Here is a 19,692-nt window from a genome sequence, read left to right as displayed (position 1 = left end):
AGTCACGTCACCTTACACTCACATCCTCTTTACATTTCTTTACCATGTGTATTTTATTCGATTTCTAAAGCTCAAGATCACTTCCACAAGGAAACTTTTCGGACTCACTTACTAAAAGCACCGCTCATTAGTAAACAAAAATTCTAACAGGTCAAAGGTATTAAAAACCTTATCGAAATCATTTCCTTTACTTGAAAACACCCCTCAGAAAGAGAAAAAAAATATCCTTTAAAAACAGCATGTTACCTCTGCTTTACAATGCAATCCCGCATCATTAAATTCACTCTTGTAGTGCGCGCACCACTCACCTAAACCATAAATTTTGAGGTAATTGTGCTTAAAGATGAGAACACGAACCATGGCTTGAGAGACAAGTCATGTATGAAAAATTCAACACTGAAAAAGATTGCTCCCCCAACACCATCTTCAGCAATTCAGAAGCTTAAAAACGTCGAAACACCAGAAAAAACAGTTCCTGATGAAGATGCATCCCACCACCCAACTTCCATCAAAGAAACGAAGCCAAACCTGTGTATCCCGCTGGCTCCTAACAACTTCCCGGACCAGAAGCTACTCAAGTCAGGCGACATTGTTCTTTTACCTACCATTGCCAATGTGCTTCACCTTTTGAAAGGATATGAAATCGAAGTTTTCTATGATGTCATTGGGAAAAGAATTCAAATCCTTATTCCAGGATTAAAAGCTTCACCAGAAAATTATCACCAAATTGCGATAACCACCCTCACCAGCTTAGCAGGACTATGCGGCATGCCAACCAAAGGGCTGCTTGAATTTGTTGCTGTAATTGCCGATCAACACAGGGTCAACCCTGTCGCTGAGTGGATACAAAAAAAACCATGGGACGGGAAAAACCGTCTTCCTGAACTGTTCGAAACCTTGACCGTAAGCGATGATTACCCGGTAGAACTCCGCGACATTATAGTTTATCGCTTTCTTGCCAGTGCAGTCGCCGCAGCATTTGAAATCAATGGTTTCAGTTCACGACTGGTACTCGTTCTACGTGGACCTCAATCAATTGGAAAAACCTCCTGGATACAATCATTAGCACCGGCTGATCAGGTTGGCAGCTCTGCCATACTCCTCGGCCATCACTTAGACCTGCGTAACAAGGACACAATCATCACATCTCTTCAACATTGGTTAGTTGAGCTTGGGGAGCTGGACAGTACACTCAAAGCTAGTTCAGCCTTGTTTAAAGCGTTCATCACCAATCCTACTGACAAGTTGCGTTTACCATACGCACGATCCAACGCAGAGTACCCCCGCCGGACTATTTTTGCCGCATCGGTTAATGATGCAAATTATCTGATCGATGATACTGGAAACTCGCGCTTTGGAACCATTGATGTCTCCGCCATTTCATATCAGCATGGCATTGATATGCAGCAGTTATTCGCACAGATCCACGAAAAACTCAAATCAGGAGATCAGTGGTGGCTGACTAAAGACGAAGAAAAATTACTCACGGAATACAACCGTCGACACATGAGCGTCAGTTCTTTGCGGGAACAATTAATGGAACAACTGGACCTGAGCATCCCGGAGTCAGACCGGCGCAAGCTTTCTGCAACACAGGTGCTTCAGATGATGGGCTATCTTCGACCATCAAACCCACAGTGTCGAGAGTGCGGAGGCATCCTGCGCGACCTTCTCGGAGAACCGAAAAAGATCAACGGCACAGTGAAGTGGGCAGTCCCCATAGTCGCTCCTGCGCTTTAACAACATCTTTTAAGGCCAATCATAACAGCAACCACTGGAGTTAATATGGATACCGATGAGTTTATGCGGGATTTAATGAACATCACCGTACTCAATTTTAAGGCCTGCAGAACAAAAGCCCCATGCACCATAAAAGATGTTGCTCCAGCTGACGTCTGGGGCTATCTACCTCCAGGTCTTCGAAAGAGATTTGGAATCTTCTTCAGCAAACACGTTCATCAAGGAAAAATTCCGATAATTTACTGCGGCAAAAATTCCGCCAATGCCAAGCTATATAAATACCGTAACTGCAGCTTAATTAGCAGCAACTGAAAACTTGCATCCCTGAAAAAAATCAGGGATGCGCCCCCACCCCTACCACCAAACATCCGGCGGTAACGCCACTTTTCAATCACCTGGCCACACAGGAGGACCATCCTATGCCAACAGTAAACCTCACTTCTAGTTTCATCAAAAAATCACTCTATTGCCCGGAAGGGAAAACCAAAATCGAGTTTTGCGACGAATCCCTTCCCGGCCTAATGGTTGAAGTCCGTAGCAGCTCACCTGGACGTGGCTCTTACCGATTACGGTATAAAGACAACACAGCCAGAACCCGTTATGTATCCTTGGGCAAGACCACTGAAGTTTCACTAAGTGATGCACGGAAACAAGCAAAGGATTTCAAAGCCAAAATCCGACTTGGTGCAGACCCCAGCGAAGAGCGTAAAAGCAGAAGGCAGATTCCCACGCTTTCTGAATTTGCACATGAGCATCATCTTCCCTACATCAAGAGCCGGAAGCGGTCATGGCGTAATGACGAAAGCATGTTTCGCCTTCGGATCCTGCCTGCATTAGGTAGGTACCGCCTGGACCAGCTGAGGCGCTTACAACTGCAGGAGTTCCATACTTCACTACAAAGTGAGGGTCTGTCACCGGCCAGCTGTGACCATCATTTAAAGCTTTTGCGATCAGCACTAAATCTTGCCGTGAAGTGGGAAATGTTGGAGAAGAACCCTGCAGATAAGATCCCGCTGCTGAGAGTAGACAATAAAAAGGAGCGTTATATGACTCCGGAAGAACAACAGAGGCTTCTGAATGTTCTGAAGGGCGATGAAAACCAAGTAGTGGCGCTGTTGATCGAATTTCTGCTGTGGACTGGAGCCCGCCTAAACGAGGCACTCAAAGCAACTTGGCAGGATATCGACATCGGTAACAAAGTGTGGCGGATACCGGCTACCAACGCAAAATCCAAAAAAGTCACTTCTAAGCCATTAAACCAAACGGCTCTGAAGGTTTTGGACGAGCTGAAGAAGCTAAATCCCGACCACACCCACTTGTTCGTCAACAAACGTACTGGGAAGCGATACACCAACGTCAACAAACCTTGGCACCGTATCCGGGCAATGGCAGGGCTCCCTGAACTACGACTGCATGACCTCCGCCATCAATTCGCTTCAATGCTGGTCAACAGTGGACGCTCCCTGTATGAGGTTCAGCAGATCCTGGGCCACTCAGATCCGACGGTGACTCAGCGGTACGCCCACCTCTCCTCCAGTGTGCTCCAGGAGGCTGCGGAAGCGGCCGCCCAGTACAGCTGGGTAGCTGAGGGGTGATTTGCTCCTAGCGGGCCGCTCTGGCGCCCTCTCAACCGCCTCACCGCACTACCCCCAACTCTCCGGGCCGCACTCTCACGTCGAGGGTGTGGTCCGGAGGACGGGGTTATTTTTTTTCCAACTCAAGCTTTCTGGTATTTTGCACCAAACCAAGTTCAAGGTTATTCTACGTGCCACACATTCGTAGACAGCATAGGACGCCCAAATGCAGAAATTGATTTCTATTGGCTTTGCCCTGATCTTAATGACAATTACCGGTTGCGCCAGTCAAGAAACAGAAATTTACTCCAGAATTGATACATCTGAAAAAACAGTCAATGTACCAGCTGGTCATAAAGGTATTACTGGAGCAGTCCGCAAAACTTTAAAACAAAACGGTTGGGAAGTAGTGCCTTTCCTCTCAACTGACGCAAGATATCAACTACAAATAAATGCCCATCGCGTCCAGCTTGTTTGCCTCAACGAGTTTTCTGAAATCGCCTATGAAATCATCTTCTCAGACAATAAAACAGGTGAGGAAGTTTTCTATATATCGGGCAAGGATTGTGACGATTTTAATATAGCATCTGATGCCCTTACCTCAGCGTTAAAAAAAGCAGGAGACAATAAAGTCCTCTGATTAAATTAAAGAGCACTCTATTTTCCGCTTCTGAGGCCTCTCGACTGTCCCAGCACTATCACTCAAAGCTGCACGTTCACTACAGGTAAGCAGTCTGGAAGAAGGGATTTTTACCCGGAGGTTCGGAAGCAGTTCGGGGCTCGGCGAGCGGATGTGCATAGTCTCTATAGACTGATGTGGCTTCAGTTCGTCGTTGCCCACCTCCAAGGTTCGGCCATGGTTCGGCGCTTGCCGGTCTCCAGTGCACAGATCTTAAAACCCCATATTTATCATGGAGTTATCGGGCAGGCTTTGCCTACTGCGCTGGACTCATAATCGGCAGGTCGACAGTTCAAGTCTGTCAGGGCCCACCATTTCCCCAGCTAAAGCGTTAGAGCATCCGACTCTACTCTTAATAAACCCCGGGCAGGTCGACAGTTCAAGTCTGTCAGGGCCTTTATGCCCTCGGGTACACTATTTCCCAACCCCTTTGCGGGTTAGAGTATCCGACTCAACTCTATCTTTATGCTTATAGGCTACTTACAGAGCCCGGCACCCCATTTTGTATTCCTTGCCTTTATGCCGCCACAAGAGCGAGTATTTACATCATGGCCGATACCTCGATGCTCACCAAACTGCTCCTGATAGCGGCAGATGGAGTTCCGCGGTGACGGGGGAGAAGTATTGAGCGCGCCTCTGCTCAGTACCCGAGTCCAGCTGACCATTACAGGCATAATCGCCACCACCACCTATGTGCAAACCTTCCACAACACCAGCGACACCTGGGTAGAAGGTCGCTATGTATTCCCACTGCCAGAAACCGCGGCAGTAAATGGCATGACCATGCGTATAGGAGGTCGGCTGATCAAGGGTGAAATCAAAGAAAAGCAGGCCACAAAAAGGATGTACCAACAGGCAAAGCAGAAGGTCAATGGCATCTGGTGATAATTGGCCGTGCTCATCTCGCAAATCCCCATTACCCGGTACAGATCCTCATTGATCTGGGTATGGAAAAACCGGCATCCATATTGCCCGATCAATACAGCCATTCGCTTTCCCGTTACGACGGACCTGGCCAAGGATACGCTCAGCAACTCTGTTACTGAAGACACATAGTACAAACAGAACCTGAGATCCTGATCGAAAAGGTTTTATACAAAACAAATATACTGAAGCAGCTTTCGGAACAGCAAAAGTTTTGATGATAGTCAGCAGCCATCAGTAAATGGGACACACACTGACCAGTCGCAGGTTTCTGGTCGTCGGAACTGACGCATCCTTACATCGCTCTCAAACAGGGAGCGCGCGGTCTGGAACATATTAACGATAACACCAAACCCTTCTCTGATACCCATCAGCAGTTTTGACAACGCATCTGCTCTGACCAGTCATTCTATGACGCTCTTTGCTTACCCTCGCATGGTTATTGAATTTCTGGCTGAGCGAGGATAGGAACCCCTTAGCCCCCGCCCTTATCTGACTAATTATTTTAATCAAAAAACCTTTCAAAAACACAGCAAAAAGTGACAAAAACCTCACATAATAAATATTAAAATGTATTATATATCAATGACTTAAGATATTTTGAAATAATATATTTGACTAAATAACTATTATGGCAGTAGCCTAAACCGAATATATATACGGTTTCAGAGAGAGAATAATTCCATTAACCTGATCTTGGGGATCACTTTATGTACACCACTGGCCTGCCAAAATCCTTATTGTCTGTCGCATTAAGTTGCACGCTCTACGGAACAGTCACTGCTTATGCCGCTTCACCTACTATTGAGGAAATCGTCGTCACCGCCCAAAAGCGTGGCCAAAATATGCAAGATGTACCGATTGCCATGTCGGCCTTCAACGAGGATCAACTGAAATCTCTGGACGCAGCCAACCTGCAATCCATGACCGAGCACATTGCCGGAGCCGAACTGTTTGATGACCGCGGTGCCGGACAACCTACCTGGGTCATTCGCGGTGTCGGCCTTTCTGACTTCAACGCCAACAACACCCCAACCGCCGCGATTTACTATGACGAGCAGTACCTCGCCTCCAACATTCTGGGTGGTATAGGCATGTTTGATATGGAACGGATTGAAGTTCTTAAAGGCCCTCAAGGCGGTCTCTATGGCCGCAACACCAGCGGCGGTGCCGTGAAAGTCATCTCCAAAAAACCTGAACTCGACAGTGATCTGGGGGGAACCATCTCTCTATCCTACGGCCGCTGGGGACGCACCACTGCTGAAGGAGCCATTGGCGGCGCATTGACGGAAACCACTGCGTTTCGATTGGCGGCAATGAGCGATCAAGGCGGCGGCTGGCAAGACAGCCTGACCACTCCGGGCGATGACGAATATGGCGATCGCGATTTCACCTCCGTTCGCGGCCAGCTGCTGTGGGCACCCACCGAATCTGTCGATGTGCTGTTTAAAGTGGAAGGAGGCAAGGATCGTTCGGAAACACCTCTGGCAGTCGCCAAAGCCATGTACGATGGGCAAACCGGTGATTTTTGCGGGCCGGCACTGGCAGGCAAGGTGGACGCCAATCGATGTGTGACCCTATCCAATCTGACCAACAACTGGGTACTCACTCCCGGTGATAGTGGGTTGCTGGCCAGCCAGCAAAGTTCGGACGGCTCCGGTGTATTAACCAACCCGATCAATCAACTGGATAACGCCTGGCAATTGGCCAATCTGAAAGTCGATTGGGATCTGGGAACCACCACTTTCACCTCCATCAGCACTTATCTGAAATACGACAACAAACAAGTCTACGATTACGATGGCGAGCCTCTAACCTTCCTTCACGAAGACTCCGACGTAGAACTCAAGTCCTGGTCTCAGGAATTCCGACTTGCGTCAAACGATACTGGCAAGCTGTCGTGGCTAGCCGGGTTGATCTACTCAGAAGACAGCGATAAAGAACACAAAATAGCGGACCTGTCAGACAACTATTTGATCTTTCCCGGTAAATCCATTCGCGGATTCGAGCAAATCACCCAGTCCTGGTCTGCTTACGCGCAGATGGATTATGAAATCAATAATCAGTGGGTACTTCACAGTTCCCTGCGTTATACCGACGAAGACAAGCAGTTGAACGACGCTTTTCACTACGATGATCTCGTTCAGTTCTACTACCTGAATAATGTCAACAAAGACTACACCCTTAAAGCCAACTGGTCCGGCCACATCGGCGTGGACTGGATGCCCACCAACAACACCATGCTCTATGCCAAAATCACCAAAGGCTTTAAATCCGGTGGTTTTTACGGTGGTTTTGCGTTTAGTCCGGAGGAACTGGAGCCTTATAAGGAAGAAACCATCTGGGCCTACGAAATCGGCTTCAAAACTGACTGGCTGGAGAATTCATTGCGCGTCAATGGTGCAGTGTACTATTACGACTACCGAGACATTCAGGGCTTCACTCAGATCAACAGCTCCATTACCAACACCTCGCTCACCAAACTGGGCAATCTTGGTGATGCAGAACACACCGGTGCTGAACTGGACATCATCTGGTATCCGCAGGCTATTGAAGGCCTGAGCCTGCAAGCAGGCGTGGCCTGGCTAAACGCCGAGGTGACCGATTCCGATACTTTGGCGCTTGATCCCAACGGAGTCGCCAGTGAATTGGAAGGCCGTCAGCGCTCCTTTGCACCGGAGTGGAGTACAACCCTACAAGCCCGCTATGAGAGAGATCTGTCCAACACGCTGACAGCAGCCGTGCAACTGAATTACAGCTGGCGAGATGACATCACGCCCAGAGAATCCTTCGGCACCGACCTGCATTATGCAGCCTACGGACAATCCGGTTACGAGCTGTTAAATGCACGCCTTTCCCTTTTCTCTTTCGACAATCAGTGGGAAATTGCTCTGGCCGGGAAAAACCTGTTGAACGAAAAATATCCGACCATTGCCACCGGCAATGACCTCGGCAGCTTCTCCGAGATGCCAGGACTTCCGCGAAGCTGGCAAGTCGAAGTCAATTACAACTGGGAGTAACACCGTGAAATTGACACACTATTTATCTACGCTATCGGCCCTTGCCCTGTCCTTATCTGCCAGTGCAGTTCTGGCGCAATCCGTGGCTGACACCGTTTTTATCAACGGCAAGATTTATACCGCAGACACCGATAGAAATATTGTCGAGTCCCTGGCTGTCAAAGACAGCCAGATCGTCTCACTGGGTAATAACACTGCGACCAAATCATGGATAGGAAAAGACACGAAGGTTGTTGATTTACAAAATAAGCTGATGTTGCCTGGTCTACATGACGCGCACATTCATGCCGTTGGTATTGTAAGCTATGACAGTTGTAGCCTGAATAATCGCCCGGTTGATCTCCAGCAACTCTATGAGGTCGTCAAGGATTGCCAGCAACGCTTCCAGCTTCCCAAAGGAAATTGGCTGGTCGTGCACCAGTGGAGCTTTGGAGAGAACAATCACCCCAAGGGGGAGTTTACGTCGATTCGACAGGCACTGGATGCCGCCGCACCTGACAATCCCGTCATCATGTTGGGTAACGACGGACACCATAATGCCACCAACAGCCTGGGATTGTCCCGAGCCAAAAACGCAGCCGGAAAGACAATCGGCTTGAACGCAGCGACGTTACGGTCAGATTTCTCCGACTTAGCCAGCTTTGTCGGTGTCGATAAACAGGGCGAGCCCAACGGAGCGATCAATGAACACGTTTACGAGGTACTGGAAGCCCCGTCCATATTGACCGCTGACATTGATCTGATCAGCCAGCACAGCGAACAGATTCCCAAGCGCCTTAACAGCCTGGGGATCACCTCCATTCAGGACGCCGCCATTACGCCAGGCAATCAGAAGCTCTACGACTCCCTGATTCAGCAAGGTGATCTATCACTGCGCATTACTCTTGCGCAACTGTTGGCGCCCAAGGAATACCGTAAAAGCGATGGCAGCTATGATCTGGATACCTTGATGCAAGATGCCCGGACTACCCGTGATAAATACGCCTCAGTCGATAACGTAAAGTCAGACACATTGAAATTCATGGTCGACGGTGTTCTGGAAGGCAATCCACTGGAAAATCCTCCCACGCCACCCAACGCGGCGCAGCTTCGGCATTTTCATCATCCCTTATACGCACTCAATCCAGCTCAACAGGAAGTCACTCTGACAGGTTATGTAGAGCCCTTGTCGGAAGATTGCAAACAAGGCCGGAAGTTACTCGATAGCCACAACACAAACGAACTGGAAAGCTTTTCGAAAACGCATCACTATTCCGCCAGCCAGTGTGAATTTAATCGGGGTGAACTGTTTAACCCAAACAAAATCACTCAAGAATTTACTCAATTGGCAGATGCTGACAATTTTTCCGTACACTTCCACGCTATTGGTGATCGCGCTGTGCGCAGTGCACTGGATGCCATTGCATCCGTCAAAGACACTGACCGTACCGATCATCACAACATGTTCAGTCTCGCACACGTGCAGCAAGCTTCTGACTACGACATTGCGCGACTGGCCGACCTGGATGTTCCGGTTGTCTTTACGTTTGCCTGGGCGATTAAGAACAAGGCCTACGATCGCTCGGTGATCCCATTTATTGAGAAAGTGGAGTCTGAAGCGGATATGTACAACCCCAATAGCTATTATTATCAGCAGTTTTATCCGGCTAAGTCCCTGATTAACGCCGGAGGCACCGTGGTCGCAGGTTCTGACGCGCCGGTGGAAACCGACGACCCTCGACCGTTCCTTAATATGGAACGCGCCATCACCCGTGATGCCGGCGAAGGATCATTCAACCCGGACGAAAACCTGAGCATTGATGAAGCTATTGCGGCCTACACTATCAACGGCGCCAGACTCATGCATCAGGACCGTATCACGGGCTCCCTGGAAGTAGGTAAAAAAGCGGATTTAATAATCCTGGATCAAAATATTATCGAGCTGGCAAACAGTGGCAAAGCAGATAAGATATCTGAGACGCAGGTTCTGGAAACTTGGTTTGACGGAAAACAGGTCTATCAACACTAAATCCAGCCAATCCCAAACCCCTAAGACTTTAGATCTCCTTTAAATCCACAAGACTCTCAGGTTTCTAACAACCTGAGAGTCACGCCAAACTTGCGGTTGCACTCGTCAACGTTATTGATTAAATTCCGCTCTCACTCAATGACCTTCCCGACACGGGTAATTCATGACAAAAGAGCGTTCAACCCCTCAGCAAGCCAGAGCACGAGAGCTCAAGCAAAAAATTCGTGAAGCCAGCATTCATGTTCTGGAAGCCGAAGGTATCGACAAGTTCAGTACTGCTGCGGTCAGCAAACACCTCAATATCTCTATTGGATCCATCTACCGTTATTACCCCAACAAACAAGCTTTGCTAGAGAGTCTGGCACAGGAATGGCTGGGTGAAAGCAAGGCAGTATTCAAAGAAATCGAAAGCTGGCCGCTTGAAGAAATGACAAACAGCGCGTTTATGACCGCCTTTCTTTCCCGCATTGCAGCCGTCTACCGCTCTCATAGCAAGCTGAGCCTGCTTCTGCAATCGATTCTAGAAAGCCCGAAATTGCGGGAGATAGAAGCAAAACACGACGAATATATGATCCGTCGGCAAGCCTTGATTCTAAAACGACTTTCTATCGGTAACTCAGACAGCGAACGCCACCGACTCAGTGAAATTTTGCTGACACAAGGCCACTACGGTCTGATCCTGAGCCTCAATCAAGGGCCTCGTCGAGGTGCAAAATCACTGACTGATATTATTTTTATGATGACGCAACTACTAGAAACTTACTCGGCAAAGCCCAAGTAACTTTCCTTTTGCTTGTCAGTGTTTTAATTTGAAAACAATTAAATAGCTCTAAGAAAATAGAGTCTTAGCTAAAACCTGTTAGTCAATGGCTACTCATTCTGATTAAAGAACATCCTACACAGATAGAGAGGGTATTTCTGACCGTCGGCCATGGGTCATCTTCAGACTTTCGGCCAAACTATGGTACCAATCACTGGCCAACTTATGGGTACCTGAACATTAGAGCATCCGACTCAACTCTATTTTTATGCTTTTAGGCTACTTACAGAGCCCGACATCCCATTTTGTATTCCTTGCCTTTATGCCGCCACAAGAGCGAGTATTTACATCATGGCCGATACCTCGATGCTCACCTCATCCCAAGCTTCCAAACTGCTCCTGATAGCGGCAGATGCCCTCCTTGTCGTTCACACCCTGTTTGTCGCGTTCGTGGTTGTTGGGTTGATTTTGATTCTGGCTGGTAAACCCCGGAAATGGCCCTGGGTGCGCAACCCCTGGTTTCGCTGGGCGCATTTGATTGCAATCGGAGTTGTGGTTGTTCAGGCCTGGTTCGGGGCCATCTGCCCGCTCACCACCTGGGAGATGGCCCTGCGCGAACAGGCCGGAGATGCCGTGTATTCCGGCAGCTTTATCTCCCATTGGCTGAGCCAGATCCTCTACTATCAGTTGCCCGAATGGGTGTTTATCGCCGGCTACACCCTGTTTGCCGGTCTGGTTCTGGCCAGCTGGATTTGGGTGCCTCCCCGTCCACTAAACTCCCGAAAATGAAGTTATCCAGACTGAACAGTTCCCTTCACATGGACGGCGCCATAATTCGTCACAATTGATCGCCGCAATGTCCGGAACCTCCAGCTTCCTGCCCTTCTTCGACGATTTAATAGACGGTAAACACAAAACAGGAGTTGCACCATGTCTGGCAGAGCTGGCCCCCATACCCAATTGATGAAGGATTCTTACCCCCTTCAACGATCTCGTTTACCGATTTGGATAAGCGCACTGTGGTGTGTGTTCTGCCTGGCCGGTTTTCAGCCGGCCAGCGCCAACCTGACACCCATTGAATCCACAACTACGGAACAAACCAACAGTGGGCAGATGGAGTTCCGCGGTGACGGGGGAGAAGTGTTGGGCGCGCCTCTGCTCAGTACCCGAGTCCAGCTGACCATTACAGGCATGATCGCCACCACCACCTATGTGCAAACCTTCCACAACACCAGCGACACCTGGGTAGAAGGTCGCTATGTGTTCCCACTGCCAGAAACCGCGGCGGTAAATGGCATGACGATGCGTATAGGAGATCGGCTGATCAAGGGTGAAATCAAAGAAAAGCAGGCCGCAAAAAGGATGTACCAACAGGCAAAGCAGTCGGGTAAACGCGCCAGCCTGGTTGAACAACAGCGCCCGAATGTATTTTCTCAAACCGTTGCCAACATTGCCCCCCATGAAAAAATTGAAGTCACCTTAAGCTACCGGCAAACTGTTGATTTCAATCACGGTCGCTTCTCACTGCGTTTACCGCTGACCATCACCCCACGGTATATTCCCGGTGTTGTGTCCACCCCCACTGACGGCGCACCGGAAGAAACGACCTTGAGCCTCGACACTCAGGGATGGGGCTGGGCAAAACCCACAGATCAGGTTCCGGATGCCGACAAGATCACCCCGCCCATGACCACATCGAAGACCACCGACGAGGGCGCCATTCGCAATCCTGTCAGCATTGAGATCGATCTGAATGCAGGACTGCCGCTCGCTCGTATTGACAGCCCTTACCACGACATCGTTATTCAAAAAAATGGTACTGAACATCAAATTTCGCTGAGCGCGGGTCAGGCGCCTATGGATCGAGACTTTGTGCTTGCTTGGCAATCCGTACAGCAGAAAACACCTCAGGCAGCATTGTTCACTGAGCAGGTCATATCAGACGAAGGTGGGAACAGCGACTACCTGTTATTAATGCTGTTGCCGCCTCAGACACCGCACCACAGCAAGTCCGGCCCTCTGCATGCCCCTGAGCAGCTCGCCAGAGAAGTCCAGTTTATTATCGACACCTCCGGCTCCATGGGGGGCACCTCCATAGAGCAAGCCAAAGCCAGCTTGCAACTGGCGCTATCGACGCTGTCGTCCCAGGATCGCTTTAATATTGTGGAATTCAATACATCGTTTCAACACTTCAGCCCAACCTCTGAACCTGCCACAGCAGACAATATTCGCAAAGCACAAGCCTTCGTCCAGAACCTGGAGGCCGGCGGTGGCACTGAGATGTACGCACCGTTAAACGCGGTTCTGTCACAAACTACAGACGAAACTTATTTAAAGCAGATTGTTTTCATTACCGACGGCAGCGTCGGCAATGAAAGTGCGTTATTCCACTTGATTGAAACCCGATTGGATCACGCCCGCCTGTTTATGGTGGGCATTGGCTCTGCGCCAAACAGTTACTTTATGCGCAAAAGCGCTCAATTTGGCCGGGGAACCTTTACCCATATCGGTGACCTGCGTGAAGTGTCTGAAAAGATGTCTACCCTGTTCGAGCAACTTGAATCACCGGTTTTACGGGACATTCACATTGAGTGGCCTGAAGGGCTTTCTGTGGAAGCATACCCACGCAAGCACCCCGACCTGTATCGCGGGCAGCCTTTATTACTGAAAGCCAAAGCTGACACAGACACTCCAAACGGCCTGCAAGGTGAAGTGAAACTTTCTGGCAAGATGATCAGCCATCAATGGTCACAATCAATAACCCTGCCCACGAAACAGAGTCATACCGACAAACGCTCTGCTAAAGGCATTGCCAGCCTGTGGGCGCGGGACAAAATATCCGATTTACTGGATCAAAAACACGCAGGCATTTCGGAAGCCGATATCAAACCACAGGTTTTAAAGGTAGCACTCGCCCATCAGCTGATGAGCCCTTACACCAGTTTTGTTGCAGTAGACCAGATCATCGCGCGCCCTGAAAACGGAACACTGAAACAGCAAGAGGTTCCAAACCTGTTGGCAAAAGGCCAAAAACCCTCCCGCCATTCCCTGAGTGCACAAGCTAAAACCAAGACCCTGAACACACACATTCAACGCACAAGCGCTCACAGCTATCCTCAGACGGCACTGGGGTTAAACGGCATCTTATTGATGGCTTCTGTGTGTTTGTTGATGGCGCTGTTGTTACTAATGCTCGCCCGCAAACCGCAGCCGTCTTCAACCCTCGAGCCCTGCTTATGACGCTGAACAAACAAGTCTGTTTTAAGGTCATCGCCACCCTGCTGCTGATGGCAGCGGGGAGCTTGTATGGTCATACCGGTTACCTCTACGGCAAAGCGGTGCTGGCGCAATGGTTGATCGCCGACGCCTGGCAGCAAACCCTTGTGCAACAAGACCTTGTTCGTCCCTGGCCATGGGCTGATACCTGGCCTGTAGCCAGGCTGAAATATCAGAGCGATGACACCACTGAAGACCTTTATATCCTGGAAGGTGCGGCTGGCAACAGCCTGGCTTTCGGCCCCGGACATCTGGCTGGCACCCCACTGCCTGGCACGCCGGGCAATAGCGTTATTGGAGGCCATCGCGACACCCATTTCGCGTTTCTGGAAAAGCTTCAGATCGGCAACCAACTCCAACTGCAAGACCAGCGAGGCCAATGGCACACCTATGAAATTCATCAAATACAGATTCAGGATATACGGCAAGGCCCTCTCCGGCTGGAATCCGACAGGAATGCCCTGCAGCTGATCACCTGCTATCCTTTTGACAGTTTCAATGCCGGCGGCCCTCTGCGCTATCAGGTGAGTCTTCACCGACTTAACAATTCTTCAAGATGAGCTAGACTGGGAATAATCATTCATTATTTTGAGAACACCATGAATAAAGTGTCCTTAACACTTACCACATTGAGCTTTCTGTTAACGTCCCCGATGATCACTGCCCAGGAATCGCCCTGGGTTCTTATTCCCACTGTCAGCAATGACCCCAAGCTCGGCTTTAAAGGCGGGCTAATGACTGGACACCTAAGTAGATTGGATCCGCAATCCAACTTCTCCATGATTGGCGCATTCGCCAACTACAGCAACACCGACTCATATACGGGTGGAATATTCTCCAGTCTATATTGGGACGCCAACCGCAATAAGCTCAAAGCCGGTATTGCGGGAGGGAGGATTAACAACGATTACGATGATTACCTGGGAACCGGACTGCCAGTAAAAACCGAAGACAACCTGAAGGGGATATTTGCCCGCTATTCCCGACTTTTTGCTCCCAATTGGTACCTCGGATTTCAGGCTGTCTCATCGAACTACGCCATTGGCGCAGAAGGCATTGCGGATGGATTAATGGAGCAGATCGGACTGACCGGTTTCGACTCCAACGGCATTGGCCTCGCACTGGAGTTTGATGACCGTGATGATGTACGCAATGCCACAAAAGGACAGTACTTTATTCTGAGTAATATTGCCTACCGGGAATCATTGGGTGGTGACGAGTCCTTTGATGTCATTCAGGGGGATTATCGATACTATTTCCCCTTTGGTGAGGGGCATGTTTTTGCACTGCAGGCCAAAGGACGATGGACTTACGATGCTCCCGAATCCGGCTATTCTTCTCTGCAACTGCGAGGCTATACCCGCGGAAACTACCTCGATGAAAATTACACACATCTGGATATGGAAGCGCGCTGGAAGATTCATGAACGCTGGGGAGCAACCGTGTTTGCCGGCTTAGGCTGTCTTTATGATTCATTCAGCGAGTGCGATACAGGCGAGCACTTATACCCCTCAGGTGGAGCCGGAATCACCTATCTACTCAAGCCCAAAGCGGGGCTGGTGATAAAAGCCGAGTATGCCGTGGGTGAAGATGACAACTCAGCATTTTACATCAAGCTGGGGCAGGCATTTTAACACCTGCCTTTGTTCCGTTCAGCGCGCCCAGGCTTCAGCCTGTTTTTGCACCAATCCAATCAGATCACCCTGAGCAATACTGACATCTATCAAATGTAATCCCCACTCCTGACGACGCTGACCAGCAACAACCACATCACCCACAATGTCATCAACTCGGGAGTCGTTCGGATTGCCATTCACCTGAACCGCAAGATAACTGCCATGTTCATCTTTCTGACAAGCAGCAGACAGAAGTCCAGGCACGTTTACAAAGGGAGTATCAATCTCAACGCCCTTCGCCCAGGGCTCAGGAGGAAGGGACGCCTGCCCTGCACCACCAGCCCCCAGATACGCGTCCAGAACAACCTTCCGGTCGCTGCCAGGAGCAGCGGGATTGACACACAACGCGGGCACGCCCTGTTGGTTTGGCTTGCCAAAAAGGGAGTTCTCCGGTGGCGGAGCATCGCTGCGAAAGCTGGCATAGGCAACGACACATCCCGATTGCTCAGCTGCACTGCAGGGTGGGATAGAAGCAAAACTGCTGCCTTTGTCCCCATCAATATCCATCTGAACCGGAGCCCCAATCAACAAGGCCGAAATCAATTGCTTTTTAAGCTCAGGATTACGATCAAAACGCTGCTGAAGCAGAATCGTCAACATTCGAGATCCCTGACTGTGCCCAACCAAAACAAAAGGCCGCCCCTGATTAAAATGCTTCAGATAATAATCAAACGCCGCCTCTACATCCCGATAAGCCAATTGACCATTTCCGGCCGAAGTCAGTCCTTTTTCAATACGTGACCTTAACGCCTTCAATGTCACCTGGCGATACATGGGTGCATAGGTTTTGCAGACCGACTTAAAACGGGCAAACTGGCTTTCAATCACTCGGCGCTCTTCATCATTGGCGAGCATATCGCTGTTTTCAGACTGATCCATCGACACCGTAGGATAGACATAGAAGCAATCAAAAGCGGGATCATTAGCAGCAACAAAGTGCTCTAGACGGGTTTTCCCGTCCGCCTGTACGATCGTTGCTGACAAATCCACATCACAGGCATCACCCACCCTACCCGGCAGACATAACCAACTGTCCTCGTTTGCATAGTTCGCCGGTTTCGATCCATCAGCTGCATCTACTGACAGATCAGCAGAATACACTGCGCCGGAAAACAACAAACTGAATAGAGTCAACATCTGGACTAAACGGATATTTTGCATCATTCATTCCTTGTCACTTTTGACTGAACAGGTGTCGGGAAGGAGCCGCCCTTAAGATTCTTGTATAGAAAAATCACATCTGAATGATTATCTCCATTAACCCGTTGCGGGATAGAGGCTCTCAGGACATTTAAGCGATTTTGTATTATCTGATCTAACAAATAATTCTGACGTGACGAGGAGAAGGGCTACTGTTTTCTCAGTGCTTGAGCCAGAGCATCTACTGACATAGGTTTACCAAAGCGAAAACCCTGAACCAGATCGCAACCGTGCTCTTTCACAAAATTGTATTGTGCATCTGTCTCAATACCTTCAGCCACGACTTTCAGATTCAGATTGTGAGCCATTGTGATAATGGTTTTGACGAGCGTTTCATCATCAGCATCACGCCCCAGATCATCCACAAAGCTGCGGTCAATCTTCAGAGTATTAAGCGGAAATTGTTTTAATCGGCTCAGCGACGAGTAAGCGGTGCCAAAGTCATCGATAGAGATTTCGACTCCCAGCGCCCGAATCCCCTGAAGCTGTTCCAGCAAACTGTCCATCGATGGACCCACCAGGTTTTCCGTTATTTCAAGTTCCAAATACTCTCCCGGGAAACCAGTCTTATTCAGCACAACAGCCACTTCCTCGGGTGCCGATCGGCGAAAGAAATGTTGCGGGGAAAAGTTTACCGACAGCTGAACCTTGAGCCCCTCCTGCGTGAACAGTTTCAGCAGCTGCTCGCAAGCCTTGATCATAACCCACTGATCGATCCTGTCGATCAGACCACATTCTTCAGCCAAAGGAATAAACTCTGCTGGCGATACCGACCCCAACTCATCGTCATCCCAACGAATCAGAGCCTCCACTCCAACGATCATCTGTGTTTTAACATCGACTTTGGGCTGATAAAGCAGATAAAACGCCTCGGCTTCAATGGCCTGTCGCAGTTTATTTTCCAGGATCAGTCGCCGCTCCATTTTTTTATTCATGTCCGGAGCAAAGAAGGTTAATCGATTACGTCCTTTGTCTTTCGAGCGATACATGGCGGTGTCGGCGTTCTTGAGAATTTCCGAAGCGCTGTCGCCATCTCCCGGGAAGACGCTGATGCCGATACTGGTAGTCAATGTCAGGTTATGCCCCTTCAACACCATTGGCGCACTGATTTCCTGAATGATTTTATTGGCTACATCTCCGGTCGCACCCGGCGTCAAATCCGTCAGCAGGATGGCAAATTCGTCGCCACCCAAACGGGCCAGCGTATCGTCACCGCGCAAACACGTCTTCAGTCGCTGAGAAACCTCAACCAACAAAAGATCACCAACCCCATGGCCTAACGTATCATTAACCACCTTAAATCGATCCAAATCCAAAAACAGAACCGATACATGCCTGTCGTGACGGCGAGCGTGAGTAATGGCGTCCTGCAGACGATTATCAAAGGTGATGCGATTGGCCAGCCCGGTCAGGGCATCATGGTAGGCCTGATGCTCAAATTTTTTCGCAAGCTCAGCCAGCTCACGAGTACGTTCATCAACACGCTCTTCCAAAAGCCCCTGGATCAGACGCAGATCATTATCACGGCTTTGAATCTGCTCCAGCATATCGTTGAAGTGATCTACCAGGGTGCCAACTTCATCACTGGAAATTCGCTCGGCTCGCAAACTGTAATCCCGGCTTTCAGTAACATTTCGAGTGGTACCCGCCAGGCGGACAATAGGCATGGTCACTTTTTTCTGCAAATGGTGAGCAATGATATAAGCCAGCAACATTGAAACGATAAAAACCGCACAGGCCAATAACAGTTGCAGCAGCTGCTCTCGAAGCCAGAAACTGTCATCGGACAAAACCAGAATTCTGCCTACCTGCTGACCATCAAAATCCACCTCGAGCTGGGTAAACCAGTAGTCACCAAGGGTTCCCTGTTTTTTCACAGGAACTGAGTCAGGCAAGACACCAGGCATAGTTTCGTAACTGGCAAAAGGCTTCCCGCTGGGTTTATACAGCACGGCACCAACAATATTCGGCTGACTGGAAAAGCTTTTTAACGTTTGACCTGCGGTTTCAGAATCATCAAACACCAAAGCAGCAACACTGTTGTGACCAACAATTTCGGCAGCGGCCTGCAACTGCTCAAACACTTGATCTCGCGAAGAAAACCAATCATTGAGGGAAAAAGTAATGGTCGCCAACAACAGCGCACAGGTAGTCGTCACCAGCAGCACTTTCTGAATGGTGTTTCCGATAGACTTACCGCTATAGCCTATGCCGCTTTTAATTGTTTTCACTCCCTACCTCAGTCTTCGTCACCGACAATGCGAGCCAACCTCAATAATCGCGAGCTGAGTTTCAGATGCGATCTATGAACTGCGGACAAATTAACATCAAATCCTATTTTGCTGCCCTTGCGTACCAGAGCGATATGTACTCCGGGATACGCTTCACCTGTAGACTTGTGAGCGGTCAGATCAGCAACCACCAGCAAGGGCGAGTCCGGTGATACCAATGGTGCGTTGCGATAACGCTTCAAACCGGCTTCCGAGAGCAACAGCATGTCGCAAGCCCCCAGATCTTCCTTGGAGTCTATCCACTTACGCACCAGTGGCCGTCCATTCACTGAGTGATTGCGAATAATCTCGTAGGCAGAGCCCAGCACATCGTCCTGATCGTAACAAAGCGTCAACTGATCCCTGTGTGCTTGCACAGCCGTCTCAGGCCAGCGAACAAATTTGGCGACGTTCAATACAAATACCGCCTTCACCTTTTTTTGCTGCAACTGCTCGGGGGGCTCTGTCTCGCCATGCACATTCATGACCGACACAAACATGCCCAAACACATCAGCCACCAACCCAACCCCGGCAACCTCAATATTATGTGAGGTAGTTTATCTA

Annotated in this window: 15 protein-coding genes; 12 read left to right on the top strand and 3 right to left on the bottom strand. The window is 49.5% G+C overall.

Going from position 1 to position 19,692, the window contains the following annotated elements; translation table 11 throughout:
* Positions 1-381 precede the first annotated feature (381 nt).
* The 12 genes from KOI40_RS06130 to KOI40_RS06075 all read left to right on the top strand — a co-directional run bounded on the left by KOI40_RS06130 (position 382) and on the right by KOI40_RS06075 (position 15,615).
* Positions 382-1,740: a VapE domain-containing protein gene (locus tag KOI40_RS06130; RefSeq protein WP_216096558.1), complete on the top strand. Its 1,359-nt coding sequence runs from the start codon at positions 382-384 to the stop codon at positions 1,738-1,740.
* 45 nt (positions 1,741-1,785) lie between these two features.
* A complete protein-coding gene (locus tag KOI40_RS06125; RefSeq protein ID WP_216096557.1) occupies positions 1,786-2,052 on the top strand; it encodes a single-stranded DNA-binding protein in 267 nt (88 codons plus the stop codon).
* A gap of 107 nt (positions 2,053-2,159) precedes the next feature.
* Positions 2,160-3,335 (top strand): site-specific integrase, encoded by a 1,176-nt coding sequence (locus tag KOI40_RS06120; RefSeq protein ID WP_216096556.1) that lies wholly within the window; start codon positions 2,160-2,162, stop codon positions 3,333-3,335.
* A 205-nt stretch (positions 3,336-3,540) separates the two neighbouring features.
* Positions 3,541-3,954 carry a hypothetical protein gene (locus KOI40_RS06115; protein ID WP_216096555.1) on the top strand — a complete coding sequence of 138 codons (414 nt, stop codon included), beginning with the start codon at positions 3,541-3,543 and terminating at the stop codon, positions 3,952-3,954.
* A 663-nt stretch (positions 3,955-4,617) separates the two neighbouring features.
* Positions 4,618-4,878, top strand: a complete 261-nt coding sequence (locus KOI40_RS06110; protein WP_216096554.1) for a VIT domain-containing protein — start codon at positions 4,618-4,620, stop codon at positions 4,876-4,878.
* A gap of 749 nt (positions 4,879-5,627) precedes the next feature.
* Positions 5,628-7,937: a TonB-dependent receptor gene (locus tag KOI40_RS06105; RefSeq protein ID WP_216096553.1), complete on the top strand. Its 2,310-nt coding sequence runs from the start codon at positions 5,628-5,630 to the stop codon at positions 7,935-7,937.
* Positions 7,938-7,941: 4 nt separating this feature from the next.
* On the top strand, positions 7,942-9,945 hold the full coding sequence (locus KOI40_RS06100; protein WP_216096552.1) for an amidohydrolase: 2,004 nt from the start codon (positions 7,942-7,944) through the stop codon (positions 9,943-9,945).
* Between the two features lie 163 nt (positions 9,946-10,108).
* Positions 10,109-10,726, top strand: coding sequence for a TetR/AcrR family transcriptional regulator (locus KOI40_RS06095; RefSeq protein WP_216096551.1), 618 nt, complete (start codon positions 10,109-10,111; stop codon positions 10,724-10,726).
* A gap of 330 nt (positions 10,727-11,056) precedes the next feature.
* On the top strand, positions 11,057-11,494 hold the full coding sequence (locus KOI40_RS06090; protein ID WP_233710022.1) for a DUF2784 domain-containing protein: 438 nt from the start codon (positions 11,057-11,059) through the stop codon (positions 11,492-11,494).
* 141 nt (positions 11,495-11,635) lie between these two features.
* Positions 11,636-13,945: a marine proteobacterial sortase target protein gene (locus KOI40_RS06085; protein WP_216096550.1), complete on the top strand. Its 2,310-nt coding sequence runs from the start codon at positions 11,636-11,638 to the stop codon at positions 13,943-13,945.
* Positions 13,942-14,541 carry a class GN sortase gene (locus KOI40_RS06080; RefSeq protein ID WP_216096549.1) on the top strand — a complete coding sequence of 200 codons (600 nt, stop codon included), beginning with the start codon at positions 13,942-13,944 and terminating at the stop codon, positions 14,539-14,541. Before KOI40_RS06085 ends, KOI40_RS06080 begins: the two co-directional genes overlap by 4 nt.
* Before the next feature lie 174 nt (positions 14,542-14,715).
* Positions 14,716-15,615, top strand: coding sequence for a BamA/TamA family outer membrane protein (locus KOI40_RS06075; protein ID WP_216096548.1), 900 nt, complete (start codon positions 14,716-14,718; stop codon positions 15,613-15,615).
* Between the two features lie 18 nt (positions 15,616-15,633).
* Here KOI40_RS06075 and KOI40_RS06070 read toward each other — a convergent pair whose 3' ends face one another.
* The 3 genes from KOI40_RS06070 to KOI40_RS06060 all read right to left on the bottom strand — a co-directional run bounded on the left by KOI40_RS06070 (position 15,634) and on the right by KOI40_RS06060 (position 19,627).
* A complete protein-coding gene (locus KOI40_RS06070) occupies positions 15,634-16,818 on the bottom strand; it encodes a DUF3089 domain-containing protein (protein ID WP_216096547.1) in 1,185 nt (394 codons plus the stop codon).
* Positions 16,819-17,006: 188 nt separating this feature from the next.
* The gene (locus tag KOI40_RS06065; protein ID WP_216096546.1) at positions 17,007-19,088 is read right to left on the bottom strand and encodes a bifunctional diguanylate cyclase/phosphodiesterase; all 2,082 of its coding nucleotides are present in this window, start codon (positions 19,086-19,088) and stop codon (positions 17,007-17,009) included.
* Positions 19,089-19,096: 8 nt separating this feature from the next.
* Positions 19,097-19,627, bottom strand: a complete 531-nt coding sequence (locus KOI40_RS06060) for a YfiR family protein (RefSeq protein ID WP_216096545.1) — start codon at positions 19,625-19,627, stop codon at positions 19,097-19,099.
* Positions 19,628-19,692 lie beyond the last annotated feature (65 nt).

This window comes from Pseudomaricurvus albidus, assembly GCF_018863235.1.
Classification (GTDB): domain Bacteria; phylum Pseudomonadota; class Gammaproteobacteria; order Pseudomonadales; family Cellvibrionaceae; genus Pseudomaricurvus; species Pseudomaricurvus albidus.
This window is presented reverse-complemented; position numbering and strand designations above follow the sequence as displayed.